Source organism: Flavobacterium cyanobacteriorum (assembly GCF_002251835.1).
GTDB classification, from domain to species: Bacteria; Bacteroidota; Bacteroidia; order Flavobacteriales; family Flavobacteriaceae; genus Flavobacterium; species Flavobacterium cyanobacteriorum.
This window is the reverse complement of the sequence record NZ_NOXV01000271.1, coordinates 1-26727: the sequence shown is the minus strand read 5'-3', so window position 1 is coordinate 26727 and position 26727 is coordinate 1. Positions and strand designations below refer to the sequence as shown.

Here is a 26727-nt window from a genome sequence, read left to right as displayed (position 1 = left end):
TTAGCTTCTTAAAATTGATTAATAGTGACATTTTCCACATTCCGTACCTCCCATATTGGCGGCAGTAAGTTTCTGCACACCATATTTTTTGGCAAGCTCATCGTGGATCTTCTTATAATAGTCATTGCCTTCAACCTTAACATCGGTTTCGCGGTGGCAGTTAATACACCAGCCCATTGTCAGTGATGAATGCTGTTTCATTATTTCAAATGTTTCCACCGGACCGTGGCATGTCTGGCACTCAACACCGGCAACAGAAACGTGCTGCGCGTGGTTGAAGTAAACAAAATCAGGCAGGTTGTGTATCCTCACCCACTTAACCGGCTTTTGCTTACCTGTATATTTCTGGGCTGTTTTATCCCAGCCTACAGCATCGTAAAGCTTCTGTATCTCGGCCGTGTAGAACTCTTTTGAATATTCTACATAAGTAGAATCCTTATCACCCTGGAATTCGGCAATGTTCTTGTGGCAGTTCATACATATATTAAGTGAAGGTATACCTGAATGCTTGCTTACCCTTGCCGAAGAGTGGCAGTATTTACAATCGATACCATTATCTCCGGCGTGTATTTTGTGCGAGAAGTGTATTGGCTGAACCGGCTCATAGCCCTGGTCAACACCAATCTGCATCAGGTAACCATAAATAAAGTATGCCCCCGACAGCATTAAAAGTATTACGGTAACCAGCACGAGGAACTGATTTTTAGCATAAGCTTTCCAAAGCGGAAGCGATGGCTCTTTTTGTACCTCTTCAATATTGTTGGCAGAAACTACCCTTTTCAAGGTCCTGTTTACCAGGTAAAGCATCACAATAAGGACACCAAGCACAAGCACAAGGGCACCTAGGATAATATTATTCGACACACCACTTTCAGCAGCAACAGCACCTGCACCAACCTTGTCACTTCCAGGGGCTGGAGCAGCCGCTTCTTTAGGCTGTGAAGTGTAAGCCATTATATTGTCAATATCCGCATCGGTAAGTTGCGGGAATGCTGTCATAACCGCATTATTGTTTTCAGCAAATAACTTTACGGCATCCGGGTCGCCTGATTTAATCATTTCGCTGCTGTTCCTTATCCACTTGTAGAGCCACTGGCGGTCACGCCTGTCCGCTACACCTCTTAATGCCGGCCCTGTAGCCTTAGCATCCAGCTTATGGCAGGCGGCACAAAGTGTATTGAATAATTCTTTACCTTTTGCAGCATCACCCGCCCCGGCCGGGGCTGCTCCTGTACCGGCAGCACCAGCAGCACCTGCGGCAGGATCAGTCGTAGCGGCAGGAGCCGCGGCCTGCTGGCCGAACGATGCAACTGAAAAGGAGAGCGAGAGTACTAAAAAGAACAATAAAATCCTTGAAAACGAAGAATGGTTACCCACTTTTTTCATATTAAAAATGATTATCGACTTAATTTGGTTAGTTTTTTGCGGTATACCGTAAAAACAGCATACTTTTTTAAAAACTCCCACAAAAATACGACTTATGTATAATTCTCAAACCTTAATTAATCCTTATAATATAATTTATAATTATTCTAAATAATCATTGTTTTAGCCAGTAAAATAAATAGTTGTAATTTTGCGACAAACACACTTCATTATGAGAATTTTAACAAATAAAAAAACCTTAATAATAGCTTTTTTCTTTCTTTTTTCAGGGATAAAATCTGTTGCCCAGGACAATGCGGGGATTGTCCAGGATAGCCGGTTTGAACAGCTGCTTAACGAAAAAAGAAAGATAAATTCGTCAATAACCGTTAATGATCGTTATAAAATACAGATATTTTACGGCGAAAACAGCAATGCAAGGAAAACACTTTCAGAATTTAAGCGAGAATTTAAGGGCATAGACGGCACGATAGTATTTGCAAGCCCTACATATAAAGTGTGGGTTGGCAACTTTACATCAAAAATTGATGCTGAACGCACACTGCTGGATATTAAAAAGAAATATCCTTACGCCCTGATCATAAAACCTAATAAATAAGCCCTGAATAAAAAAGGCCCCGCAATGCGGGGCCTTTTTTATATTATAAAACTATTACAGTTTTTTCTTCACTTCCACTTCCTGGAACGCCTCAATAATATCTAATTGCTGAATATCGTTGTAGTTCTTTACCTGCATACCGCAGTCGTACCCCTTGGAAACTTCCTTAACATCGTCTTTAAAACGCTTAAGTGCGGCAAGCTCTCCGGTATAGATAACTACGCCATCGCGGATGAGCCTGATCTTGGAAGACCTGAATATCTTACCGTCAGTAACCATACATCCGGCAATAGTGCCCACTTTTGAAATCTTGAAAATCTCCCTGATCTCTGCCGTACCGGTAACTTCCTCTTTCATTTCAGGCGAAAGCATGCCTTCCATGGCATCCTTAACATCGTCAATGGCATCATAAATGATAGAGTAGTTCCTGATATCAATTTCTTCCTTATCAGCAAGCTGCTTTGCATTTGGCATAGGACGTACATTAAACCCAATGATAATAGCATCTGAAGCCGAAGCAAGCAATACATCCGATTCGGTTATGGCTCCTACACCTTTGTGTATTATGTTGATTTGTATCTCTTCAGTTGATAATTTAGAGAATGAATCTGAAAGCGCTTCAACCGAACCGTCCACGTCACCTTTAAGGATAATGTTAAGTTCCTTGAACTGCCCCAGCGCAATCCTCCTGCCTATTTCGGCAAGCGTTATATGGCGCTGTGTACGTACTGACTGCTCACGGATAAGTTGTGTACGCTTGGCTGCAATCTGTTTTGCCTCCCTCTCGTCTTCAAAAACACTGAACTTATCACCTGCGGTAGGGGCACCGTCAAGCCCCAGTATTGATATAGGTGTTGATGGCCCTGCTTCTTTGATATTGTGGCCACGCTCATCGTGCATTGCCCTAACCTTGCCATGGTGTTTTCCGGCAAGTACATAGTCGCCTACCTTTAGCGTACCGCCCTGTACAAGCACTGTGGCAACATAACCACGGCCTTTATCAAGGAATGCTTCAACTACTGTACCTACGGCTGCTTTAGAAGGGTTGGCTTTCAGGTCTAAAATTTCCGCCTCAAGCAATACTTTTTCAAGCAGGTCTTTTACCCCTAGCCCCGTTTTGGCCGAAATGTCATGCGACTGAATTTTACCGCCCCAGTCTTCAACTAAAAGGTTCATGCCTGCAAGCCTTTCTTTAATCTTTTCAGGATTAGCGTTAGGCTTATCAACTTTATTGATGGCAAATATAATAGGTACCCCGGCAGCCTGCGCGTGGTTTATAGCTTCTTTTGTTTGTGGCATGATATCATCATCAGCCGCAATTACTATGATGGCAATATCCGTTACCTGCGCACCACGGGCACGCATTGCGGTAAATGCCTCGTGGCCCGGAGTATCAAGGAAAGTTATCTTCTGCCCGTTATCAAGGGTAACCCCGTAAGCGCCTATATGCTGCGTTATACCGCCTGATTCGCCTGCTATAACGTTTTCTTTACGGATATAGTCTAGCAGCGATGTTTTACCGTGGTCTACGTGGCCCATTACGGTAACGATTGGCGCACGGTGCACGAGGTCTTCTTCCCTGTCTTCAACAACTTCAAGATTTTCCTCAATATCTGTAGTGATGAACTGCACTTCATAGCCGAACTCATCAGCAACAATAGTAAGGGTTTCAGCATCAAGCCTCTGGTTCATGGTTACCATAATGCCAAGCGACATACATACTGATATAACTTTGGTTATAGGCACATCCATCATAGTAGCAATTTCGCCCACCGTAACAAACTCCGTTACTTTGAGTATTTTGCTGCCTTCTTCCATCATCCTTTGCTCATCGTCAGATTTCTGGCGGTGACTGTCACGCTTATCCCTCCTGTATTTTGCAGCTTTAGATTTGCTTCCTTTACCCTGAAGTTTTTCAAGGGTTTCACGGATTTGGTTTTTAACCTCTTCTTCGGTAGGCTCAACTTTGGCTACTATGGCTGGCCTGTTTCCTTTATTAAACGGCTTACCCGGCTTGCCGCCTCCCCCCTGTTGGTTAGCACCCTGGCCGCCCGGCCTTCCGCCCTGCGGGTTTTGGCCTCCCATACCCGGAGATTTAGGGGCAATCCTTTTTCTTTTATTTTTATTATTGTTCGCACCTCCTTGCTGCCCATGGTTTTGCCCGGGTCTGCTGTCTTTTTTAGGCTCTTCTTTCTTCTTCTTTTCAAACTGAGAAAGGTCAATAGTCTGCCCCGTAAAAGTTGCCCCGGAAAGTTTTTGATATTGTGTAGTAATCTTTTCTTCTTCGGGTATTATTGCCTGTGGATTTTGTGTCGGCATTGGCGTTTGTGCGGCAGGCACGTCCTTTTTTTCTAAAGGTTTTTCGGCTATAGGCTCTTTGGCGGGGTGCGATGCGGGTGATTCGGCTTTTGGCTTACCCTCAATAGCGGGGGCGTCTGAAGAAGGCTCCGCTTTTTTAGGATTAAGGTCAATCTTGCCAACAGCTACAGGGCCGGTTAGCGATGCTTTCGCTTTTATTATTTCCTGTCTCTGCTTTTCCTCTTCCTGCCTGCGTTTTTCTTCGATTTCACGTTCCCTTGCAATACGCAGCGCTTCCTTTTCCTTTCTTTTTTCCTCACTCACCTCCAGCGAAGCGGTCTTTTTGCTTTTATCGGCAGAAAACTGGTTGAACAGGATATTGTATTCTTCTGTGGATATCTTGGCATTGGGGCTTGCATCAATAGTATGCCCCTTATCTTTCAGAAAATCCACAGCCCTTTCCAGCGAAATGTTTAATTCCCTTAATACTTTGTTTATTCTTATTGCTCTTTCTTCAGACATACAATATTTTTAATGTTTTCTCTTGTTGTTGTGTTGTAGTTGTAGTTGTTTAGTTACTACTCAAATTCCTCCTTCAGAATGCGCATTACCTCAAGAATTGTTTCTTCCTCAAGATCGGTCCTCCTCACAAGGTCGGCTACATCCTGGTTAAGCACGCTGCGGGCAGTATCAAGGCCTATCTTGGCAAATTCCTCAATAACCCAGGCTTCAATCTCATCTGAAAACTCTGTTAGTTCCACATCCTCATCCTCTGCTGGGCTTCCTTCACGAATAACATCAAGTTCATAGCCTGTAAGCAGCCCGGCAAGTTTTATATTGTGGCCGCCCCTGCCTATAGCTTTAGACACTTCTTCAAGTTTTAAAAACACATCTGCCCTGTGACTTTGCTCGTCGATTTTAATAGACGAAACCTTGGCCGGGCTTAGCGCTCTTGATATAAACAGCTGTGTGTTTGTTGTATAATTGATAACATCTATATTTTCGTTACCAAGTTCGCGTACTATACCGTGTATCCTTGATCCTTTCATACCTACGCAGGCTCCCACGGGGTCTATCCTGTCATCATAGGAATCTACGGCAACTTTAGCCTTTTCGCCAGGGATCCTTACTACTTTTTTAACGGTAATAAGGCCATCAAATACTTCGGGTATCTCCTGCTCAAAAAGTTTTTCAAGGAATTTTTCTGAAGTCCTTGACATTACTATCTGCGGTTTGTTACCTTTTAGTTCCACACTTTCAATGATGCCCCGAACATTGTCGCCTTTGCGGAAAAAATCAGACGGTATCTGCTTTTCTTTGGGCAGGACAATTTCATTTCCTTCATCGTCGACCAAAATTACAGCTTTTGGGCGAACATGATGCACTTCTGCAGTATAAATCTCACCTATAAGGTCTTTAAACTGCTTATACAGGTTAGTATTGTCATGTTCATGGATTTTTGATATCAGGTTTTGCCGTAAAGCCAGTATAGCCCTCCGCCCAAGTTGTATAAGCTTTACTTCTTCAGAAACTTCTTCGCCAACCTCAAAATCAGGTTCGATTTTCCTTGCCTCGCTAAGGGATATTTCAGAATTCGGGTCTTCTACCTCGCCATCAGCTACCACAACCCTGTTCCTCCATATTTCCATATCCCCTTTATCAGGATTGATGATAATGTCAAAATTATCATCGGAACCATATTTCTTCTTTAATGCATTCCTAAATACATCTTCCAGGATCGCCATCAGGGTAACGCGATCTATAAGCTTATCATCTTTAAACTCTGAAAACGAATCAATTAATGCTATATTTTCCATGCCAACACTTTTTATCTTGTTTTAAAATATTATTTCAACAACTGCTTCTTTAATGTCTCCGTAATGTATTTCAGCCTTTTTAAGTACTGTTTCTTTTCCTTTGCCTATCTTTTTGGGTTCTCGGGCTTTCCACTCCAGCACAATAAACTCCTCCCCGGCATGAATGAGCGTGGCGAGTATTTCTTCACCTGCGGTAGTTTTTACTTTAAGCGTACGCCCAACGTTTTTTTGGTACTGCCTTATATTCCTGAGCGGACTGGTGGCACCGGCTGAGGCGACCTCAATAGAAAAGTCCTGCTCTTCGCGGTCAAGGTTATATTCTATGGCACGGCTTATATCTATACAGTCCTGTAAACTTACCCCCTGGTCCCCGTCCAGTGTCACTGTAATCTTGTAGCTGTCGCTTACAGAAAGGTCAATAAGAAATAATGCCGGCCGCTCTTCAAGCGCCTTAGCCAGGAGGTCTTCCACTTTTTCTCTGAACGCCATATATGCTATAAAAAGAGGGGACTCTTGCCCCCTCATTATTTAAATTTTTAGTAAATAACGGCGCAAATATACTAATTTATTTTATATGTTGAAAATCATTGCTCAATGCAAAAATATTTTATACTTTTATTGTATTAAATTTCTAACCAATTTACGTTAATTACACTCCACTATGAAAAAAATTTTAGTCCCTACCGACTTTTCCGAACATGCCGAATATGCACTAAAGGTTGCCGCAAACATAGCCCGTGAGAACGATGGCCAGGTTTATTTGCTGCACATGCTCGAACTGCCTTCCTATGCAAATGACGGTATTGGAGAAAGTAACGCGGTAGGCAGTAGCGCTGATGTACCGGAAGTTATGTTTTTTATGGAAAAAACCCGCGAGCGGTTCCAGGAAATTCTTAACGAGCCCTACCTTCAGGGGATTGATATTGTTGAGGCAATACAATTTGAAAGGGCATTTGACGGGATTATGAAAAATGTAAAAAAGCATAGTATAGACCTCATTGTAATGGGTTCGCACGGAGCAAGCGGCTTCCAGGAAATGTTCATCGGCTCTAATACTGAAAAAGTGGTGAGGACATCAGATGTGCCGGTGCTTGTCATAAAAAAAGAACAGGAAGGCTTTAATCCGGCCAATATGGTGTTTGCCTCTGACTTTTCAGACGAAGTAAAAAAACCTTTTGCTAAAGTAGTTGATTTTGCAAATAGTTTTAATAGCAATATACACCTTGTATATGTAAATACCCCAAATAGTTTCCGTTCTACACACGCCGCCGAAAAAATTATGCATGATTTTGCTTCAGGCTTCAATTTTACAAACGGCTACACCACACATATATATAACGATGTAAATATTGAGAAGGGAATACTGCACTTTGCCAACAGCATTAATGCAGACCTGATAGGGATGTGTACACACGGCAGGAAAGGCCTTGCACACTTCTTTAACGGCAGTATAAGCGAAGACCTGGTCAATCATGCCGTAAGGCCAGTTATTACCTTTAAAATATAATCAAAAAAATTTCATAAATAAAAAACCTCTCGTTGCTGAGAGGTTTTTTTGTTGGTCCACTAGGACTCGAACCTAGAATGACTGAACCAAAATCAGTAGTGTTACCATTACACCATGGACCAGTTCTGTTTTGCATAAAGGCATGACTGAAGCCAACAGCACTTGTTTGCGGGTGCAAATGTAATATATAATTTTTTTAATGCAAATTTTTATACTAAAAAATATGAAAAACTGATATTGCACGTTATTCAGGAAACAGCACAAAAATCTAAAACGATACGCCTTTGGCCAGCAGGTAAATGAATAATGGGCTGACTTGTGAAAGCTTTATTGCTGTTATACCGGCAAGGCAGAAGTTTTCATATAAAATATCGGCTATACGCATATTTACATAAAAAAATAGTTTCTTTGCATTAAATAAACCTGATCCTGTTACTGCATGACAACATTCAATTTTAAAAAGTGGAACACCCTCCTTGGCTGGACCGTTTTTGCAATTGCCCTTACTGTATATTCATTAACTGTTGAACCTACGCTAAGTTTTTGGGATTGTGGAGAATACATTGCCACATCTGCAAAGCTTGAAGTAGGCCACCCGCCGGGAGCACCTCTCTTCCAGATGATCGGCGCTTTTTTTGCTATGTTTGCCTTTGGCGACACCTCTAAAATAGCCTTAATGGTCAATATGGTGTCAGTTTTTTCAAGTGCTTTTACTATCCTGTTCATGTTTTGGTCCATGACCATTATCTTGAAAGACCTTGTCAGCAAATTTTCAGAATTTAATAAAAATAATGCCGTTGTTATTTTAGGCAGTGCTGCCGTCGGCTCGCTTGCCTATACATTTTCAGATAGCTTTTGGTACAATGCCGTCGAAGCCGAAGTATATGCTATGGCTTCACTGTTCATTGCGATACTGCTCTGGCTGGGCCTGCGCTGGGGGCAGGAAATGCATACACCCCGCGGTAATAAATGGCTGCTCATCATCTCATTGGTAATAGGCTTATCATTCGGGGTACATTTCATGGCTATACTAGCTATACCAACGATTGGATTTATTTATTTTTTTAAAAATTATGAAAAAGTCACGGTAAAAAATTTCATTATAGCCAATATTGTAATTGTGGCTATACTGCTGTTCATATTTAAGCTACTGCTGCCTTACACTATGGCCCTTTTCGGCAAAACCGAAATATGGATGGTAAACAGCCTCGGACTGCCTTTCAATTCTGGAACGATATTCATGTTCTTCCTTATTGTTGCTTTTTTTTATTTCGGGCTGCAATACACAAAGAAAAAGCAATTTGCCATTTACAACACACTCTTACTCTGCGTGCTTTTTATCCTGATAGGATTCTCCACGTGGATGATGCTCCCTATACGTGCCAACGCTAATGTGGTTATCAATGAGAACCGTCCTTCGGATGCCGCAGAAGTACTGGCTTATTACAACAGGGAGCAGTATGGCGAACAGAAATTATTTTATGGCCCAATGTATTCAGATACTTACGCAGGGCTTGACAAGGAAAATCCTTATGAAGATGAAAAACCTAATTACCAACGCGATTATAAGACCGGTAAATATGTAATTGTAAACAACTATGTAAATGCAAAGCAAAATACTGACGACAATCATAAAGGCTTCATGCCACGTATGTGGAGCAGTGAACATGCTGTAAATTACATGAGTTTTTCAAAGCCCCTTGAATTCCGGCTGGACCCGTCTTATCCTTTTGAGAGTGAGCTGGAAAAATATGGCCTCCCGCTGGAACGGATGAGCGATGAGGAAATAAGCACTGCTATCGGCCAGGTAAAAGGAGAGCTTGAAGGTATTATTAATGAATTCAGGGTTTCCTATAAATCCGGCAGGGCTGACCTTGAGGATTATGATAAGTTCCTGAAAAATTATGGCCAATACCTAATTGTTGAAAAACCATCGCTGGCCGATAACCTTGCATTTATGTTCGAATACCAGTTCGGGTACATGTACTGGCGCTACCTGATGTGGAACTTTACCGGCAGGCAGAATGACATACAGGGCAAATATGACACCCAGGACGGCAACTGGCTAAGTGGCATTAAGCCGGTTGATGAACTGCACCTGGGCTCACAGGACAACCTGCCGTCAGACCAGCTGAACAACAAAGGAAGGAATGTTTATTATTTCCTCCCCTTTATACTGGCAGTTATCGGGCTTGTTTTCCATGCTAAAAAAGACATGAAAAGCTTTTATATCCTGCTGACCCTGTTCCTTTTTACAGGCCTTGCCCTTAAAGTTTACCTTAACGAAAGGCCTTTTGAACCCCGTGAGCGCGATTATGCCCTTGTAGGCTCCTTTTATGTTTTTGCCATTTGGCTGGGCTTTGGCGTGTATGCCATATATGACGGATTAAAGAAATTCCTCCAGCCTAAAATTGCAGGACCGGCTGTTATAGCCATATCCATGCTGGCCGCGCCGGTACTGATGGCATCGCAAAACTGGGACGACCATGACCGTTCAGGCAAATACACAGCGCTGGCCATGGCTAAAGCTTATTTATCTTCCTGCGATAAAAATGCCATATTATTTACTATAGGAGATAATGATACCTTTCCGCTGTGGTATGCACAGGAAGTGGAAGGCTACCGCACCGATGTGAGGATAGTAAATACCAGCCTGCTGATGACCGACTGGTATATTGACCAGATGAAGGCAAAAGCCCATGAGTCAGAACCCCTGCCTATCTCTTTCGGGAAATACCAGTACCAGCAGGGAACCCGCGATTATATAGTGCATGTCCCGGAGCGGGAAGACCGCCTCGACTTAAAAACATTTATTACCTTCCTCACTGCGTCAGACAAAGACAAAAACGCGCCAACAGATGAACGTTATACTAAAGAACTAAACAACGGGCACAGGGTAAACTATTACCCCACTAATAAGATAAGGTTTAACGTTGATAAAAATAACGTAATAAAAAACCGTATTGTATCACCTAAACTGTACGACTCCATCGTGCCTTACATCGATTTTGATATTAAGGGAGATGCACTGTATAAAAACAGGCTGATAATGCTTGATATTTTATATAACAACAACTGGAAAAGGCCTATTTATTTTACCGGCGGAAGCTTTGGCGATGATGATTACCTGTGGATGAAAGACTACCTGCAGCTTGATGGTATGGTTTACAAGCTCGTACCTGTAAAAACCACAATCCCTGAAGACGGCAGCCCGCTGGATATGGGGTATATTGATACCGATGTTATGTACAAGATTGTAATGAACTGGTACTGGGGCAACAGCGAAAGCCCGCACATATACCATGACCCGGAGACCCGCAAGAACAGCCTTAATTACCGCACCAACATGGCCAGGCTTGTAGAAGCGCTTATAAATGAAGGTAAATTAGATAAGGCAAAGAAGGTTATTGACCTTGCCATGACTAAAATGCCTGTAGCATATTATGGCTACTATACACTGGTGGAGCCTTTTGCTGCCGGGTATTATGAAACAGCACAGCCTGAAAAAGCACGTAAACTGCTGGACCTGCTTATTGGAAAATACCAGGAAAACCTGACCTATTACAGCGGCCTTACGCTGTCTGAACAGGATGATATGCACATAGACATTATAACTGATATTGAGCGGTACAGGGGCGTACTGGAAATTGCCAAAGAGCATGACCCGGGCTATTACAACAACGCCAAAGCCAGGTTTAACCAGTTTAATAAAAAGTTCCCAAGGTTTAAAAGGGATAACGAATAGTAGTTAATATTATATTTAAGATGCAGCGCCACAAAAGTGCTGCATCATTTATTTAAGGTGATTGCTAATGAAAATGTACTGGGTAAAAACAGGATGGCTGGTAAAAAAGTTCTTTAGCGGTTACGTTTGGGACCTGCCCAATGATGATAAAAAAGTGTACCTCACCTTTGATGACGGGCCAACACCCGGCGTTACCGAATGGGTACTTGATGTCCTGCAACAATTTGATGCAAAGGCTACTTTTTTTTGCATTGGCAGCAATATTGATAAGCATCCTGACATCTTTAATAAAGTGGTAGCCGCCGGACATACGGTTGCCAACCATACCTACAACCACCTGAATGGCTGGAAAACGTCCGCTGAAACTTACCTTGAAGATACCTTTGCTGCTGAAAAAGCCATAGAAGTGCAGGGCGCAGGCACAGCTTTTACTAAATTGTTCCGCCCGCCGTATGGGAAGATCGGGAAGGCGCAGGCGGAAGCGCTGCGAAGAAACGGCTACAGGATTGTTATGTGGGATGTGTTGAGTGCGGATTTTGATACGGCAATTACACCTGAAAAATGCCTTGAAAACGTGATAGGGAATACGCGCGAAGGAAGCGTAATCATTTTTCATGATAGTGTAAAGGCATTTCCAAACCTGGAATATGCGCTGCCAAAAGCGCTTGAATATTTAAAAGGGAAAGGCTACCGGTTTATGGCGATACCTTAAATCTGCTCCTGCACAAGCCCGATAATAGTATTGGCATCAAGCTCGCCGCTCTGCCTCCATACCATTTGGCCATCTTTGTAAATCATTAACGTAGGCAGGCCTTTAATACGAAGGGCATCAGCCAGTTCCTGGTTTTTATCAACATCAATTTTTATGACCTTTGCTTTGTCGCCCAGGGCTGCGGCAACATCCCTTATAACAGGGTGCATTGATACGGAAGGCTCGTTCCATTCTGTATAAAAATCAATAAGCACAGGCACACTGGAATTGATTAACTCGCCAAATTTTGACATAAAATTGAATTTTTAAACCTATTCAAAAGCTGTTTCTACTAAATAATGTAATACAAATATAACATTTTTACAAAATTATGACACTTTTTCACCTTTTTTTAAAGTAAGTACGGTTATTTCAGGCCATATTCCTACACGCCCGGGATATGCATGGAATCCAAAACCCCGGTTAACATATAGGTATCTCCCCAGGTTTTCATACAGCCCGGCCCATTGCTTATATACATACTGCACAGGGCTCCATTTTATAACTCCCGGAATTTCAATACCAAACTGCAAACCGTGCGTATGCCCGCTAAGGGTAAGGTGGTAATTGTTGTTATTATTTTTAACCTCATATTCCCAATGCGATGGGTCGTGGCTCATCAGTATCTTAAAATCCTTTTCTCCTAACCCTTCCGATGCTTTTTTTAGGTCACCGGCCTGCTTAAAGCCTTTACCCCAGTTTTCTACCCCAACAAGGGCTATCTCATCAGTACCACGCTTCAGCTTTATATGTTCATTGAGCATTAGCTTGAAGCCAATTTGCCTGTGTAAGTCTTTTATAGCATCAAAATTGTCCTGCTTTTCTTTTTCAGAACGCCACGTAACATATTCACCATAATCGTGATTGCCTAAAACAGAATATTTCCCTAAGGCAGGTGTCTCAATCCGCCTGAAGGTATCAATCCACGGGTGCAGCTCTTCGGCATGGGTGTTTACAATATCACCGGTAAAGAGGATAATGTCTGATTCCTGCTGATTAACAAGGTCAACAGCATATTCTATCTTTTCCTTATTATCGAAACTACCGCTGTGCACATCGCTTATCTGGGTAATGGTTACCCCGTCAAAATTTTCAGGCAGGTCAGGGAAAAACAGCGTTTGCTTTATCACCCTGAAATTATATTTCCCTTTGGTCATTCCATAAAGCAAAGAAAGAAACGGAATTGCCGCTATACCCATGGCTGTAAGGCTTACGAAACGGCGCCTGTCAGGCAGGAAAGGCTGCTGACTGTCGCCCATAAAAGCCCTTATGCCACCGCATATCACCCTCACAATATCTTCTCCTAAAAGCACAACAGTAAGTAGTATCTTGGGGAGGTACGTTATTAAGAGCAGGCCCATGGTAAAAAGCGTTTGTTTTGTTTGCCCTACACTGCGGTCAAACTGTGTAAAGGAATAAATTATATACAGCAGGATAATTGCTGATAATGCGAGATAGCCGTACTGGGCCCATTTTAGTTTGGTAACGGTACGCACTGACTGAAAGGCGTAAACTTCTATAAGTACAACAAAAAGTATAAACAGTATCCAGCGGATCATAAAGATTTTTTTTACAAATTAACAAATAAACGAGGTGCTAAAAATAAAGCGGCACCGAAATTTAACATGCATCAATCTGGTAAACGATTAAAGAGCATTATTGTTTCTGCTAACGTTTGATTATTTTTACAGGCAAATAATTTTTACATGTCCCAAAAACGACTTTTCCTGCTCGATGCTTATGCACTTATATTCCGTGGCTACTATGCCTTTATAAAGAACCCGAGGATTAATTCCAAAGGGCTCGATACTTCAGCCATTTTCGGGTTTATGAATTCGCTGCTCGATGTAATCAAACGCGAGCGGCCCGACCACCTTGCTGTAGCATTTGATAAGGAAGGAAGCACGGTACGCACAGAAATGTACACCGAGTATAAAGGCAACAGGAGTGCCACGCCCGAGGCAATTGTGATAGCCATACCTTATATACATGATATACTGCGCGCTATGCACATCCCTATCATAGAAGAAGCAGGATGCGAGGCTGACGACCTGATAGGCACTGTGGCGAAACAGGCCGAAAAACAGGGATACCAAGTGTTTATGGTTACGCCTGATAAGGATTTTGCGCAGCTGGTCAGCGAAAATATATTTATGTACCGCCCTGCCAGGATGGGCAACGGCATTGAAATTTGGGGTGTACCCGAAGTGCTGGAACGTTTTGAGATTGAAAGGCCGGAGCAGGTTATTGACTACCTGGGCATGATGGGCGATGCCGTGGATAACATACCCGGACTGCCCGGTGTGGGCGAAAAAACAGCAAAAAAGCTGCTGAAAGAATATGGTACCATGGAGAACCTGCTGGCCCATGCACATGAAATAAAAGGCAAACTGGGCGAAAATATTGCTGCCAATGCCGAAAAGGGGCTGATGTCTAAAAAACTGGCTACGATAATTACGGATTGCAACGTTACCTTTAATGAGCAGGATTACGAGCTGACTAAACCCGATTTTGAAAAGGTGGAGGCGCTTTTCCATGACCTGGAATTCCGCCGGATGGCGGAACAGTTCGGTAAACTGTTTGGGCATGGCGAAGAGTACGATGATGTAACTGCACAGGGGCTGCCCCCTACCAAAACCATCATAAAAAGCCAGCAGCAGTATGACCTTTTTAATGCAGAATATCCTGCCGAACCGGAAGAACATCCGGCAAGCTATTACAACAACCTTGACAATACCGACCACCACTACCAGACGGTAGAAGGCAACATGGCTATCAGCTTTTTGCTGCGTGACCTGCTAAAGCAGGCCAGCGTGAGCTTTGATACGGAGACTACAGATATATGCGCACTTACTGCCGACCTTGTAGGCCTTTCGTTCTCATGGGAAAAAGGCAAGGGCTTTTACGTGCCCATTCCTGAAAACAGGGAAGAAGCACAGGCAATTGTAGATAAGTTCCGCCCGTTTTTTGAAGATGAGAACATAGAAAAAGTAGGCCAGAACCTGAAATATGACCTTGAGGTGCTTGCAAACTACGGCATTACCGTAAAGGGCAAATTTTTTGACACCATGCTGGCACATTACCTCATTAACCCGGATATGAGGCATGGTATGGACATACTTGCCGAAACGTACCTGAAATATTCGCCAAAGCCCATTGAGGCGCTCATTGGCAAAAAAGGCAAGGGCCAGAAAACCATGCGTGAGGTACCTGTGGAAGACGTGAAGGAATATGCGGTTGAGGATGCCGATATAACGCTGCAACTTAAGGAAGTGTTTGCCCCTGAACTGGAGCGGACCGGCACCCGCAAACTGTTTGATGATATAGAAGTGCCGCTTATGCCGGTGCTGGCGGCTATGGAACAGGAAGGGATAAGGCTTGATGTGGAATACCTGAAAGAGCTTTCGGCGGACCTTGCTGCCGATATAAAGAGGCTGGAGCAATGTATTTATGAAGCCGCCGGTGAAAGCTTTAACCTCGGGTCGCCGAAGCAGCTGGGCGAAATATTGTTCGACAAGCTGAAGATAGGCGGTAACAAACAAAAGAAAACCAAGACTGGCCAGTATGCCACAGGTGAAGAAGTACTGAGCTACCTTGCGCTTACCAACCCTATAGTGCAGGATATACTGGAATGGAGGCAACTGGTAAAGCTGCAGAATACGTATGTGGAAGCGCTGCCGAAAGAAGTTAAAGCCAAAACCGGCCGTGTGCATACTGATTATATGCAGACGGTAGCTGCGACAGGCCGTTTAAGCTCTAACAATCCTAACCTGCAGAACATACCGATACGAACTGAGAGGGGCAGGCAGATACGTAAAGCATTTATAGCCCGCGATGAGGATCATACCATACTTTCTGCGGATTACTCGCAGATAGAACTGCGCATAATTGCAGCACTGAGCGGGGACCAGGAAATGGTGCGCTCGTTCCTTATGGGGGAAGACATCCACGCCGCTACTGCCGCAAAGGTGTTTAATGTCCCGCTGGAAGCTGTGAGCCGGGAGCAGCGCAGCAATGCCAAAACAGTAAACTTTGGTATTATTTACGGTGTTTCCGCGTTTGGCCTCAGCAACCAGACGTCGCTCAGCCGTTCAGAATCCAAGGATCTTATTGATGCTTATTATAAAACTTACCCAAGGCTAAGGGACTATATACAGGAGCAGGTGGAGACAGCACGCGAAAAAGGTTTTGTACAAACAATTTCGGGGCGCCGCAGGTACCTGAAGGATATCAATTCGCAAAACGTGGTGGTGCGAGGTGCTGCCGAGCGGAATGCCGTGAATGCCCCGATACAGGGAAGCGCTGCCGACATTATAAAAATTGCGATGATAAACATCCATAAAAGGCTGCAAAGCGAAAACTGGAAGAGCAAGATGCTGCTGCAGGTGCATGACGAACTTGTTTTTGATGTGCACAACAGCGAGCTGGAACGTATAAAGCCAATGATAAAGCACGAAATGGAAAATGCTTTTCCGCTTGAAGTGCCGCTTGAAGTTGATATGGGTACAGGCCGTAACTGGCTGGAGGCGCATTGAGTAATGGGGTTTGGAATTTTTTGGGCGACCGATGATGGCAAAAGCGCCCTGCCCATCACTTTCTTAGCCCTGATGGGAGCGGCATCCTCCCCGCCCCCGCGCTTATGGCGGCGGGGAGATAGAGTGGACAGCAGGACAGGGCTGCCAAAGAAGCGGTAGCCGGCTGCTCCTAAAAAATAGGGAAAAAACATTTTTTATAGCAATACAACAAATTGTGCACCATGAAAAAACTTTTTATCGGGATAGTAGCCATTACTACCGGCCTGGGGGTTTCTGCGCAGGGCGATGCCCGTTTGCGTAAGATGGACAGCCTCATGAATTATTTTACAGCGAACAATAAGTTCATGGGGTCGCTTGCAATACGTGAAAAAGACAGGATAGTTTTTGAAAAAGCCTATGGTTATGCCGATGCTGAAAGCAATACTAAAGCTAATGTTAATACAAAATACAAGATTGGGTCTATCACCAAAATGTTTACATCGGCTATCATTTTCCAGCTCATCGAAGAAAAAAAGCTGACTTTAGACACAAAGCTCTCAAAATTTTACCCGCAGGTAAAAAATGCCGATAATATAACCATAGGCCAGCTGTTGCAGCATAAGAGCGGCATACATAATTATACCAATGATGCTGATTTCGGCAATTTGCTCACTACCCCCCAAACAAAGGAAGCCATGCTTGCAAAGCTTTATGCCATGGAACCTGATTTTGAACCCGGCAGCCGGGCAGATTACAGCAACTCTAATTACCTGCTTTTAGGTTACATTATTGAAGATATTACCAAAAAGCCGTATAAAGATAATGTAGCCACACGCGTAGCTAAAAAGGCAGGGCTTAAGGATACCTATTACTACACTGCTGTAAACCCTAAACGCGATGAAGCCTACTCTTATAAGTTTGACGGCACCCGCTGGGTAAAACAGGATGAATGGGACGAGTCGGTTGCGGGGGCTGCGGGGGCGCTGCAATCAACCCCGGCTGACCTTACTAAGTTTATTAAGGCGCTATTTGACGGCAAGATAATCAGCAAGGCATCTCTGGAAGAAATGACAAAACTTGATGCCGGCTATGGCAAAGGTATACTGCAGTTTCCCTTTGGCGAAAGGAAGCTGCTGGGCCACAACGGTGGCATTGAAGCCTTCAGCTCTGTACTGGGCTACTATCCTAAAGAGGACGTAAGTTTTTCGCTGATACAAAATGGGGATAACTATGACACCAATGATGTATTTATAGGAGTGCTGAGCATCTATTACAAACTGCCTTATATCTTTCCTAACCTTAAAACAGCAACTGTTGACCCTGCCCTACTTAAAAGCTATGAGGGTACTTACGCGTCGCCATCCATACCTTTAAAAGTTGATATAAAATACACTGACGGAAAGCTCATGGCGCAGGCTACAGGGCAGGGCTCCTTCCCTTTAAACCCGCTAAGCGATACCGAGTTCAGCTTTGACCCTGCGGCTATAAAAATGACATTCAGGCAAAACGGCTTTACCCTGAAGCAGGGCGGCATGGTGATGGAGTTTACCAGGGAGAAGTAAGTTAAAAGGGATATTAATAACATAATGAACTGATTATGTTTAATTAAATAATCATAAATTTATATTTATGAAAATACTTGATGGTTTTTTTGAAATCCTTGCCGGGATAAGGATTTTTTTGTCTCCTGTACTTGTTTCTGCTGTAATTAGCGGATTAATCTATGTTTATTAAACTTTTGGAGCAGGCATTTTTGTAGCTATAACTGTCTTGGCTATAGGTGTAACAGCGGGAATAATTATTACATGGACAATACATAAACACCAAGGCACGGTAAACTTTATGGCTAAGTTACTCCGTACACCAGAACTTGATAAAAAAAAATCAAATTAAAGTGCTGCCATTACTGTAATAGTAATAGTTCAAATACTTAAGACTTTTCAACTTTGTTATTCTATACGCTAAATGACATGTAGCAAAAAAGCCTCAGCTGAGGCTTTTACATTATAATTTTTTAGTCGATTCCCGTTGCCTTAGCTCGGTTTTTACTACCCGTGTTTCATACTGGGGCGCTTCATCGCCCGGTTTGGCTGCCAGCCTGCTGATAAGCATATTGGCTGCCGCCTCGCCTATTTCAGGCCCATGCTGGCTGATGGTTGACAGGCTTGGCGTAAGCCTGCGTGACCATACCCCGTCAGCAAACCCGATTATTGACAGTTCGTCAGGTATTTTTATACCTTTTTTTATAGCTGTTTTGTGGGCCATGACAGAGGCGTGTTCGTCAACAGCAAACACCCCGTCAATATTTTTATTAAACAGGCTTTCTGCTTTACTGTCAAAATCCTCCGGTTTTTCGGTGCGTATAATAATGCTTTCGTCTATGGGATAACCATTATCCTTGAGGGCTTTTATATACCCTTCGGCGCGCAGCCTCCCTACACTTAGGTTATCAATTGCAGAAAGCAGCGCGATATTTTTGCAGCCCGACCGTATAAGGTGGTTAACCCCGTGTACTGCTGAATCAAAATCATCCACAATAACCTTGTCGCAGTTTACCTCATCTGAAATGCGGTCAAACATTACGATGGGAAGATTTTCAGCAATGGCTTCCTTAAAATGCTTAAAACTTTGCTTCTTCTGAGTTTCTTCTGAAACAGATAATATAAACCCGTCAATAGTACCGTTGCTCAGCATATCCATTGCATGGATCTCTTTATCAAGCGATTCGTTAGAGATACAGGTAATTACATTATAACCTTTTTCGTTGGCAGCCTTTTCAATACCGCTGAAAACTTTGGCAAAGAAAGGATTAAGGATATTTGGTATAATTACACCAATAGTCCTTGAACGTTTGTTCTTCAGGTTAACGGCCAGGTTGTTGGGTTTATAATTCTTCAGCCGGGCAAATTCCTGCACCCTCTTTTTGGTAGGCTCACTTATTTCGGGGCTGTTGCTAAGCGCTTTCGAAACAGTTGATATCGAAACATTAAGTTCTTTGGCTATTTGCTTTAAGGTAGCTTTTGATTTCATGTACAGGTAAATAAATGTAAAGAAACAAAAAAAATCCTAATGCTGCTACAGTACTGCCTGAACAGGCATGCGCTGCCCGGACAAATCATAAACAATAGTTAAATATACGGTAACTGCATCCCTGCAAAAAACCAACCGGCAAAACCTGACGTATGTAATGTAAGAAAAATAACAACCACACTCTACACCAGTTATTAACTAAACATTTTATATTATGAAAAACAGAGTGAACGTTAAGGAAGTGAAGTCCGGTTTACAGGACAGGAGAAGCTTTCTGAAAATCAGCGGCCTTGCACTTGCCGGCACCGGGCTGTTGCTTGCCGGCTGCAGTGATGACGATGATGCCGGCGGAATGGCTGCCGACAACCAGCTGCCGGGCGTAAGGAACGGTGTTTTTGACCTGGGTGGCGGCGACCTTGGCATACTTACTTATGCTTATGCGCTGGAACAGCTTGAAGCTGATTTTTACACAAGGGTGGTTAACAACAATAACTTTACATCAGTATTCAGCGCTGAAGAGCAGGAAATACTGGTTGACCTATACAACCATGAGGTTGTGCACCGTGAGTTTTTCAGGGCGGCTATCAGTGGTGCGCTGAACGGCGATACTGCACGCCTGCTGCCTAACCTTGAGTTTGATTATGGCAGCCTTAACTTTGGCAACCGCCTTACTGTACTACAAACCGCCAAAACCCTTGAAGATACCGGGGTAGCCGCATACAACGGTGCCGGAAGGTATATCAGCGATGTAAACTACCTGCTTATTGCCGGAAAGATAGTATCGGTTGAGGCCAGGCATGCCTCGGCTATACGCGACTTACTAAACCCCGGTTCAGCCGATTTCGCAGGGAACGATGTAGTAACAACCGATACGGGGCTTGATGTGGCCAGAAGGCCTTCGCAGATCATCAGCGAAGTAGCTGCGCTTGATGTTGTACAAACCCAGTTTACCGCACAGTTTTTACCATAATCAACTTAAACCAGAGAAATCATGAACATATTAAAATTTATAGAATCTTTTACTGATGAAAAACTACTGAACAGTAAAGGCTCAAGAAGAGAGAGCTTCAACCAGTTTAAAGCTCTTGGCACAAATGGTGCCATGTCAGCTTTGCCCCTCGGACTGCTGACATTTGCATCAGGACAGAAAGCCAATGCCGCAACCACCGCTTTTGCAGCCACAGCCGAAACACCTACACAGGCGCTGCAGCTGGCCCTAACGCTGGAGTATCTTGAAGATGACTTTTATGAAATGGCACTGGCCATGAACAACCTTATACCTGCCGCCGACAGGGCTGTATTTGAGCAGATTGCCCTGCATGAAAATGCGCATGTGCAGCTGCTGAGGAGCGCACTGGGCGCTAATGTTATTGAAAAGCCGGAATTTGATTTTACCGTAAACGGGGCTTTTGACACCTTTACCAACTACCAGACATTCCTTGCGCTGGCACAGGCATTTGAAGATACCGGTGTACGCGCCTACAAAGGCCAGGCAGGAAACCTTATAACACAGCCGGCACTGCTTGAGGCCGCGCTGCAGATACACTCTGTAGAGGCAAGGCACGCAACGCAGGTAAGAAGGCTGAGAGACAGGCTGGGGCTTGACAATATTAAAGGCTGGGTTACGGGTGACAGCAGGGGTACGCTACCATCGCAAACACAGGCAGTTTATAATGGTGAGGGCAATACTAACCAGGCAGGTTTCAATACTGCATCAGTAACTGCTACCAACGGCCCTGCCATACCTTCGGCCGCAGGTGCAGAATCTTTTGACGAGCCGCTTTCAGGCACTGAGGCAACAACTATAGCAAGCCTGTTCATTGTACCATAACCGCACATCCAATATCCTTATATTTTCTATNCTATCAAAGATAAATTTGTTGATATATTGAACCAGAGTTAATGCTGTTTTTTTTGGTGTCGTTTTGGTCTAATGCCGTGAGGTATTCTTGGGTTTTGGCTTCGATATACGCTAAGTGTTTATCTATTTTCTTTTGGTTAAAGTTGGATTTCTTTCCGTTGTGTGCTCTGGATTTTGTACCATCAATTGCGATGGTTTCGCCCGCAATTAATTCGGCGTCTTTTAAAAAACTAACAAACAGTTTGAAGAGTTGTTTTAGTGCTTTTGGGTTGTCTCCTCTAAAGTCGACAATGCTATGATAATTAGGGCAAATAGTCTCTAAAAGCCATTGCAATTCAATATTGCGAAGACACTCTTTTTCTAATCGTCTCGAGGAACGAATACCGTTTAAATAACCATATAAATAGATTTTTAAAAATACCTTGGTATCAAAACTCGGGCGACCTTCGGTTTTTAATACTCTGGGGGTAAATCCTATTTTCTCTAAGTCGATACTGTTGACAAAAGCATCTATAAATNTGAGAGAAGCAACCAAAAAATGGTCAATGCCAATCCAAAACTGGGGATTAATCCTCAATCAGTTCTTAACTATATTTGAAAAAAGGGTTCAACTTTAAATAAAAAGTCAAACCCCGTTATTTTTAAACTTACACACTTTTTGGGATAGTGTCCCCTTATGTTTTATAGACTATTTTATGCTGGTAAAGACATTGGTTATCAGCCAAGATTTAGGGGCCAGACATTCTATTTATTTTTGATCTTTTTTATTATTTCCTTGGGTATATTGTTCTTACTTCCAACTGCAATTGCGGTTTTGCTAAATGTCGTTAATCAGGACCAATGGCTTAAAGGGTTACTTGAAGACAGATTGAATTATGAAACTTTAGAGAAGGCTCTCAAAATAATTATAAATTTCACAGCATTAATAATTTTGATCTTTCCTGCTATAAATAATTCTATTATTTCTCTTGCTTGTGAGTTTGTAAGTGCTTCAAATTATCTTGAAAGAGGCAGGAACAAACAAAAGATTCATGGTCAAATGGATATTTTAGTAGAAAAAATCGTTGAAGAAGAGGGTGACAACAGTGAAATATATTTTCATAGCTATAGTTTTGGAACGCTAATATGCCTGGATTATATTTTTCCCTTTGGCCTTAAGCCGACTACACGATTACATAAGCATCTGAGAGGATTGATCACAATTGGGTGCCCTATGGAATTTATCAAAGTATATTTTCCTAAATTCCTAACAGGCAGAAACATAATACTGAACGATAATATAAAATGGATAAATATTTATTCACTTGCAGATGCATTGGGTTCAAATTTTCGAAAACAAAATGACGAAGGCCCTGCAGAATATTCTTTTCAGTCAAATACTATTAAACCAATCAATATTCAATACGAAGTGACAAATGCAAATATGAATGTTATAACACAGTTTTTTACATTACATGCATTAAAAGCACATTCAAGTTACTGGGATAATGAAGATGATGGTCAAAATTGTTTTCGTGATCTTATTCCTATTATGAAGGATAACGATCTATTGTAGAGATTTACTATTTTTGTAATAAGTTCTATTATCAACTTCTTGAGTTACCTTATTAGTTACCCTGCTATGTAGCTGTAGCTGAAAAGTGTTGTAAATACTGCAAAAAATATAAAGGTTCGAATCCCTCTTTCTCCGCCAGTAGATAAACCCCAAAAAATCTTCTGATTCTTTGGGGTTTTCTTATTTTTAAAAATCAAATTTTTATTACAACATGGCGCTACAGTGCCTATGGCTTGTTTATAATAAATTCAGACCGGCGGTTCACCTGGTGTTCAGCATCAGTACATTTAACCCCGTCAGAGCAATGGTTCAGGAGCATAGATTCGCCATAACCATTACCGTCAATACGGGAAGGGTCTATTCCGCCGACTTCAATAATATATTTAATTGTAGAAGCGTTTCTGCGTCTCGATAATTTTAAATTATAAGCTGAAGAACCCCTGGAATCCGTATGTGAATTTACGGTGATTTTAAAATCAGGGTAAGTTTTCAGGAATTCAATTACTTTCTGTAGTTCTACCGCTGCATCCGGCCTTATGTCATCTTTATCAAAATCAAAATAAATGATACCAAGGTCTAATATCTGATTAACGTCGTCACCTAATCTGAATGGTTTTATATCCTGCTCTAACTCAAGTTTTACATCATAAGATAAAGATTGAGTGCCGGTCACAAGATTTTTCTCATCAGGAAGGTATTTCTCTTTTTCGCCTTTAAAAAGATATTTTGAATTACATTCTACAGGATAAGTAAACTGTCCGAGTTTATCAGATGTTAAACTTTGTGTCAAAACCCCGTCTACAAAAACGTTTACAGTAGCTTCCGGGATTATTTCCTGTGTTTGTTTGTCTACTACAAGACCGGAAAGTGTGGCCGAACATTTCCTTGAATAAAAGTAAATGTCATCATCCCCTTTTCCACCCTTACGATTCGATGATAAAAAACCTAAATTACCATTTTCTAAGGTAATAAAAGCAAAATCATCAGATGCACTGTTAAACGGTTTGCCCAGATTTTCTACAACTATAGTTTCCGCAGCAGCAGAATTGACTTTCTTGTCAAAAAGCGCTACCCGGTATATGTCTAACCCTCCAAACCCATAGTGCCCGTCTGATGAAAAATAGAGATCTCCCTCTTCTGATACATAAGGGAAACATTCTTTTCCTTCGGTATTTATTTTTACACCCAGATTTACGGGTATACCTGTAATTTCACCATTTTTGTCTAAAGCAACATAAAATAAGTCTGATTTTCCCCTACCGGAAAGATCAGAAGAAAAGTACATCCTTGACTTTTGTGCGTTGAATACAGCGTGTGCTATGGTATATTCTTTGTTATCAATTGCTATGGGTAGAGGCTTTATATTCACGGTATCCCTGACACTGGCTTTCAAAATTGTGAGTTGGTTTGTCCGTTTGGAATCTTTATGTCTTTTGTTATTGTAATAATTGTTCCTGGTAAAATATACCAGGGTGTCATTAAAATAAGTTATATTAGACTCGTGAAACTTTGAATTGATATCAGTAAAATATCCTTTTGGCTTGCCTAGTAAAATCTCTCCTACTTTGATTTCTTTGATACTAACAGAAAAAATATCAAGGAATTTTTGCTCATTCCATGAGTATTCCTTTGCCGACTCCTTAACAGATGGTGAGGAGTAATATAAAGTATTCTTATGAACCGAACTTCCAAAGTCAGAATATTGCGTATTTACAGGAAGATTTATTAAGGTAATATCTTTATCTTCTTTTTTAAAATCAAAAGAACCTTCTTTATACGATTTAATACGCAGATCCTCTTTTTTTAATGCTTCAAATTTATCAAGCCACGCATTAGCTTCAGTATAGTTTCCCATGAATTTAAAAGTCATAGCATACCGGTACAGGTATTCGGGTTCTACCGTTGCGGCATATAAATTAAGTAATTCTCCATACCATTTATTTGCCTCTTCCATTTTATTGTTGAAATACAAAGCATTCCCGAGCTTTTCAAAAAGCTCTTGCGACTTAAACCCTTTTTCGGCTACTTTAAGAAATATATCGCTGGACTTCACATAATACAGTTGCTCATATTCAGAGCGCGCCCTGTTAAGCTGTGAATTCTGCGAATGAACATTACCCAATATCACTAATGTTAGAAATGTATAATATAAATTTTTCATTTTCTGCATATTTATAGCTTAAAAGAACCTGGGTGATATATATTTTATTTTAGCTAATTCAATCCTTAAAAATACCTCATGGGAACCGTTGTTATAGTTTCCAAGATTATTAGTATTATAATCGTATGAATACCCGAGTAATATATTAGGAGTGATTTGGTAACCGGTCAATATACTTAGTGAATTATCAAAACTCGCCGCAATGCCAAGTGTAAACTTATCGTAAAACAGGAAATTAGTCGATAAATCAATAGCAACCGGCGCTCCTGAAATTATTTTAGTCAGGGTAGCAGGTTTAAATTTAACATCCGGGCTCAAGTCAAAAACATATCCCCCTATTACATAATATTGTGCCCTTTTTGTTGCATTGGAAGATTGCACATCATCAAAATATTTTGTTGTTAAAAAATTTGGCACAGATATCCCCACATAATAGTTGTCTGTGTAAAGAAAAGTACCCGCGCCAACAGTAGGCTTAAATATATTGATGTTTTGTTGAAATACCGGATCTATCTGGTTATTAAATGTCCCTTTTGACCAGTCTACGTTAAGGTTTTGTACACCCGCACTAATGCCAAAGGAAAGTTTTACTTCACTGTTAAGGTATATAGAATAAGAATAATTAGCATTTACATTAGTTTCATTGGAAGGGCCAAGCCGGTCGTTCACAACGACCAGGCCCAAGCCCATCATCTGATTTCTCAAAGGCGTATGAAATGAAAAATTCTGAGTCTGCGGTGCGCCGTCAATCCCTACCCACTGTGTACGGTGCAGAAGTAGAAAACTAGGGTTTTCCCTGCTCCCGGCATACGCAGAATTAAAACTCAAAGTATTATACATATATTGTGTATATAAGGACTCTTGCTGTGAATAAAGCGAATTACATGTAGTGATTACTACAAGATAAATCAGCAATTGTAATAGATTGTTTTTCATAATTATTGATTTACATACAGCCAACCTACTATGGGTTTACTTCCGTTTCCTAAATCTAATATATAATAATATGTTCCTGTTGGTACAGTCCTTCCTGAGTCTACTGTCATTCTTCCCATAGATTCACCATTCCATTCGTTTAAGTAGCCTTGCTTTTTGTAAACTAACAATCCATGCCTTGAATAAACCTCTAAAGTATTATTTGGATAATTTTCTATACATTCAATTTCAAAATGGTCATTTATACCATCACCATTCGGAGAGAATAAATTATATACTTTGACCTCACATGGACAAATCGGGCTGTCAATTCTAAAAGTACTGTAACAACTATCACCAAAATCCATGTTAATAATTAATGCTGTACCTGTTGGTATATCAGTAATTTTCCACTGGTTATTACCCATGTCGTGTATGTACCCTCCGTTAGTTGTCATGGTTGCGTTACTATTATTATAACATGTTACTTCATATGTACCGGCTCGCATATTACATTGAGAAACTTCAATATTATTCAATGTCTGGGTGCCACTCACCTCCCAGGCGCAGCTCACGGTATTGAAGGTAG

20 protein-coding genes and 1 tRNA gene are annotated in these 26727 nt (G+C 41.9%); 9 read left to right on the top strand and 12 right to left on the bottom strand.

Annotation, left to right across the window (positions count from 1 at the left end; all coding sequences use genetic code 11):
- Nucleotides 1-18: 18 nt before the first annotated feature.
- The gene (locus tag CHU92_RS09805) at nt 19-1386 is read right to left on the bottom strand and encodes a c-type cytochrome (RefSeq protein WP_094415094.1); all 1368 of its coding nucleotides are present in this window, start codon (nt 1384-1386) and stop codon (nt 19-21) included.
- 211 nt (nt 1387-1597) lie between these two features.
- Between CHU92_RS09805 and CHU92_RS09800 the strand changes: the two genes are divergently transcribed.
- Entirely contained in the window at nt 1598-1984 is a 387-nt protein-coding gene (locus CHU92_RS09800) for a sporulation protein (RefSeq protein ID WP_094415076.1), read from the top strand.
- 54 nt (nt 1985-2038) lie between these two features.
- Here CHU92_RS09800 and infB read toward each other — a convergent pair whose 3' ends face one another.
- Genes infB through rimP form a run of 3 tightly spaced genes read right to left on the bottom strand, consistent with a single transcriptional unit; the run spans nt 2039 to nt 6588 of the window.
- Nucleotides 2039-4804 (bottom strand): translation initiation factor IF-2, encoded by a 2766-nt coding sequence (infB, locus tag CHU92_RS09795; protein ID WP_094415074.1) that lies wholly within the window; start codon nt 4802-4804, stop codon nt 2039-2041.
- A gap of 56 nt (nt 4805-4860) precedes the next feature.
- The gene (gene nusA, locus CHU92_RS09790; RefSeq protein WP_094415072.1) at nt 4861-6099 is read right to left on the bottom strand and encodes a transcription termination factor NusA; all 1239 of its coding nucleotides are present in this window, start codon (nt 6097-6099) and stop codon (nt 4861-4863) included.
- A 21-nt stretch (nt 6100-6120) separates the two neighbouring features.
- A complete protein-coding gene (rimP, locus tag CHU92_RS09785; protein ID WP_094415092.1) occupies nt 6121-6588 on the bottom strand; it encodes a ribosome assembly cofactor RimP in 468 nt (155 codons plus the stop codon).
- 172 nt (nt 6589-6760) lie between these two features.
- On the opposite strand from rimP, the gene CHU92_RS09780 reads away from it, so the two are divergent.
- A complete protein-coding gene (locus CHU92_RS09780) occupies nt 6761-7606 on the top strand; it encodes a universal stress protein (RefSeq protein ID WP_094415070.1) in 846 nt (281 codons plus the stop codon).
- A gap of 51 nt (nt 7607-7657) precedes the next feature.
- Here CHU92_RS09780 and CHU92_RS09775 read toward each other — a convergent pair.
- Nucleotides 7658-7728 (bottom strand) — tRNA-Gln (locus tag CHU92_RS09775).
- Nucleotides 7729-8045: 317 nt separating this feature from the next.
- Here CHU92_RS09775 and CHU92_RS09770 point away from each other — a divergent pair.
- Both CHU92_RS09770 and CHU92_RS09765 read left to right on the top strand, forming a co-directional pair.
- Entirely contained in the window at nt 8046-11351 is a 3306-nt protein-coding gene (locus tag CHU92_RS09770; RefSeq protein ID WP_094415068.1) for a glycosyltransferase family 117 protein, read from the top strand.
- 67 nt (nt 11352-11418) lie between these two features.
- The gene (locus CHU92_RS09765; protein WP_094415066.1) at nt 11419-12063 is read left to right on the top strand and encodes a polysaccharide deacetylase family protein; all 645 of its coding nucleotides are present in this window, start codon (nt 11419-11421) and stop codon (nt 12061-12063) included.
- Here CHU92_RS09765 and CHU92_RS09760 read toward each other — a convergent pair.
- Together CHU92_RS09760 and CHU92_RS09755 are read right to left on the bottom strand one after the other, a co-directional pair.
- Nucleotides 12060-12356 (bottom strand): thioredoxin family protein, encoded by a 297-nt coding sequence (locus tag CHU92_RS09760; protein WP_094415064.1) that lies wholly within the window; start codon nt 12354-12356, stop codon nt 12060-12062. The two genes, CHU92_RS09765 and CHU92_RS09760, sit on opposite strands and share 4 nt — an antisense overlap.
- A gap of 75 nt (nt 12357-12431) precedes the next feature.
- Nucleotides 12432-13661 (bottom strand): metallophosphoesterase, encoded by a 1230-nt coding sequence (locus tag CHU92_RS09755; RefSeq protein WP_094415062.1) that lies wholly within the window; start codon nt 13659-13661, stop codon nt 12432-12434.
- 147 nt (nt 13662-13808) lie between these two features.
- Between CHU92_RS09755 and polA the strand changes: the two genes are divergently transcribed.
- Both polA and CHU92_RS09745 read left to right on the top strand, forming a co-directional pair.
- Nucleotides 13809-16637 carry a DNA polymerase I gene (gene polA / locus CHU92_RS09750; RefSeq protein ID WP_094415060.1) on the top strand — a complete coding sequence of 943 codons (2829 nt, stop codon included), beginning with the start codon at nt 13809-13811 and terminating at the stop codon, nt 16635-16637.
- Between the two features lie 221 nt (nt 16638-16858).
- A complete protein-coding gene (locus CHU92_RS09745; RefSeq protein WP_094415058.1) occupies nt 16859-18178 on the top strand; it encodes a serine hydrolase domain-containing protein in 1320 nt (439 codons plus the stop codon).
- A 442-nt stretch (nt 18179-18620) separates the two neighbouring features.
- Here CHU92_RS09745 and CHU92_RS09740 read toward each other — a convergent pair whose 3' ends face one another.
- Nucleotides 18621-19646, bottom strand: coding sequence for a LacI family DNA-binding transcriptional regulator (locus CHU92_RS09740; protein WP_094415056.1), 1026 nt, complete (start codon nt 19644-19646; stop codon nt 18621-18623).
- Nucleotides 19647-19860: 214 nt separating this feature from the next.
- On the opposite strand from CHU92_RS09740, the gene CHU92_RS09735 reads away from it, so the two are divergent.
- Together CHU92_RS09735 and CHU92_RS09730 are read left to right on the top strand one after the other, a co-directional pair.
- Nucleotides 19861-20616, top strand: a complete 756-nt coding sequence (locus CHU92_RS09735; protein ID WP_094415053.1) for a ferritin-like domain-containing protein — start codon at nt 19861-19863, stop codon at nt 20614-20616.
- 21 nt (nt 20617-20637) lie between these two features.
- Nucleotides 20638-21477 (top strand): ferritin-like domain-containing protein, encoded by an 840-nt coding sequence (locus tag CHU92_RS09730; protein ID WP_094415051.1) that lies wholly within the window; start codon nt 20638-20640, stop codon nt 21475-21477.
- A gap of 34 nt (nt 21478-21511) precedes the next feature.
- On the opposite strand, the gene CHU92_RS09725 is transcribed toward CHU92_RS09730, so the two are convergent.
- Nucleotides 21512-22042 (bottom strand): transposase, encoded by a 531-nt coding sequence (locus CHU92_RS09725; RefSeq protein ID WP_243389583.1) that lies wholly within the window; start codon nt 22040-22042, stop codon nt 21512-21514.
- A 141-nt stretch (nt 22043-22183) separates the two neighbouring features.
- Here CHU92_RS09725 and CHU92_RS09720 point away from each other — a divergent pair, with 141 nt between their 5' ends.
- The gene (locus CHU92_RS09720; protein ID WP_094415049.1) at nt 22184-23062 is read left to right on the top strand and encodes a hypothetical protein; all 879 of its coding nucleotides are present in this window, start codon (nt 22184-22186) and stop codon (nt 23060-23062) included.
- A gap of 226 nt (nt 23063-23288) precedes the next feature.
- Here the strand turns inward: CHU92_RS09720 and CHU92_RS09715 are convergent, their stop codons facing one another.
- From CHU92_RS09715 to CHU92_RS09705, 3 genes are all read right to left on the bottom strand, one after another.
- Nucleotides 23289-25223 carry an OmpA family protein gene (locus CHU92_RS09715; RefSeq protein ID WP_165764628.1) on the bottom strand — a complete coding sequence of 645 codons (1935 nt, stop codon included), beginning with the start codon at nt 25221-25223 and terminating at the stop codon, nt 23289-23291.
- 18 nt (nt 25224-25241) lie between these two features.
- The gene (locus tag CHU92_RS09710) at nt 25242-26159 is read right to left on the bottom strand and encodes a PorP/SprF family type IX secretion system membrane protein (protein WP_094415044.1); all 918 of its coding nucleotides are present in this window, start codon (nt 26157-26159) and stop codon (nt 25242-25244) included.
- A gap of 2 nt (nt 26160-26161) precedes the next feature.
- Nucleotides 26162-26727, bottom strand: a 566-nt coding sequence (locus tag CHU92_RS09705; protein ID WP_207759830.1) for a gliding motility-associated C-terminal domain-containing protein, incomplete at its 5' end; no start/stop codon positions are given.

Excerpts from the sequence above, each read along its gene's own strand:
- CHU92_RS09760 (WP_094415064.1), bottom strand. The coding sequence starts at position 12,356 with ATGTCAAAATTTGGCGAGTTAATCAATTCCAGTGTGCCTGTGCTTATT.
- CHU92_RS09745 (WP_094415058.1), top strand. The coding sequence starts at position 16,859 with ATGAAAAAACTTTTTATCGGGATAGTAGCCATTACTACCGGCCTGGGG.
- rimP (WP_094415092.1), bottom strand. The coding sequence starts at position 6,588 with ATGGCGTTCAGAGAAAAAGTGGAAGACCTCCTGGCTAAGGCGCTTGAA.
- CHU92_RS09735 (WP_094415053.1), top strand. The coding sequence starts at position 19,861 with ATGAAAAACAGAGTGAACGTTAAGGAAGTGAAGTCCGGTTTACAGGAC.
- CHU92_RS09770 (WP_094415068.1), top strand. The coding sequence starts at position 8,046 with ATGACAACATTCAATTTTAAAAAGTGGAACACCCTCCTTGGCTGGACC.
- CHU92_RS09805 (WP_094415094.1), bottom strand. The coding sequence starts at position 1,386 with ATGAAAAAAGTGGGTAACCATTCTTCGTTTTCAAGGATTTTATTGTTC.
- CHU92_RS09780 (WP_094415070.1), top strand. The coding sequence starts at position 6,761 with ATGAAAAAAATTTTAGTCCCTACCGACTTTTCCGAACATGCCGAATAT.
- infB (WP_094415074.1), bottom strand. The coding sequence starts at position 4,804 with ATGTCTGAAGAAAGAGCAATAAGAATAAACAAAGTATTAAGGGAATTA.
- CHU92_RS09755 (WP_094415062.1), bottom strand. The coding sequence starts at position 13,661 with ATGATCCGCTGGATACTGTTTATACTTTTTGTTGTACTTATAGAAGTT.
- CHU92_RS09740 (WP_094415056.1), bottom strand. The coding sequence starts at position 19,646 with ATGAAATCAAAAGCTACCTTAAAGCAAATAGCCAAAGAACTTAATGTT.
- CHU92_RS09730 (WP_094415051.1), top strand. The coding sequence starts at position 20,638 with ATGAACATATTAAAATTTATAGAATCTTTTACTGATGAAAAACTACTG.
- polA (WP_094415060.1), top strand. The coding sequence starts at position 13,809 with ATGTCCCAAAAACGACTTTTCCTGCTCGATGCTTATGCACTTATATTC.
- CHU92_RS09720 (WP_094415049.1), top strand. The coding sequence starts at position 22,184 with ATGTTTTATAGACTATTTTATGCTGGTAAAGACATTGGTTATCAGCCA.
- CHU92_RS09715 (WP_165764628.1), bottom strand. The coding sequence starts at position 25,223 with ATGAAAAATTTATATTATACATTTCTAACATTAGTGATATTGGGTAAT.
- nusA (WP_094415072.1), bottom strand. The coding sequence starts at position 6,099 with ATGGAAAATATAGCATTAATTGATTCGTTTTCAGAGTTTAAAGATGAT.
- CHU92_RS09710 (WP_094415044.1), bottom strand. The coding sequence starts at position 26,159 with ATGAAAAACAATCTATTACAATTGCTGATTTATCTTGTAGTAATCACT.
- CHU92_RS09800 (WP_094415076.1), top strand. The coding sequence starts at position 1,598 with ATGAGAATTTTAACAAATAAAAAAACCTTAATAATAGCTTTTTTCTTT.
- CHU92_RS09765 (WP_094415066.1), top strand. The coding sequence starts at position 11,419 with ATGAAAATGTACTGGGTAAAAACAGGATGGCTGGTAAAAAAGTTCTTT.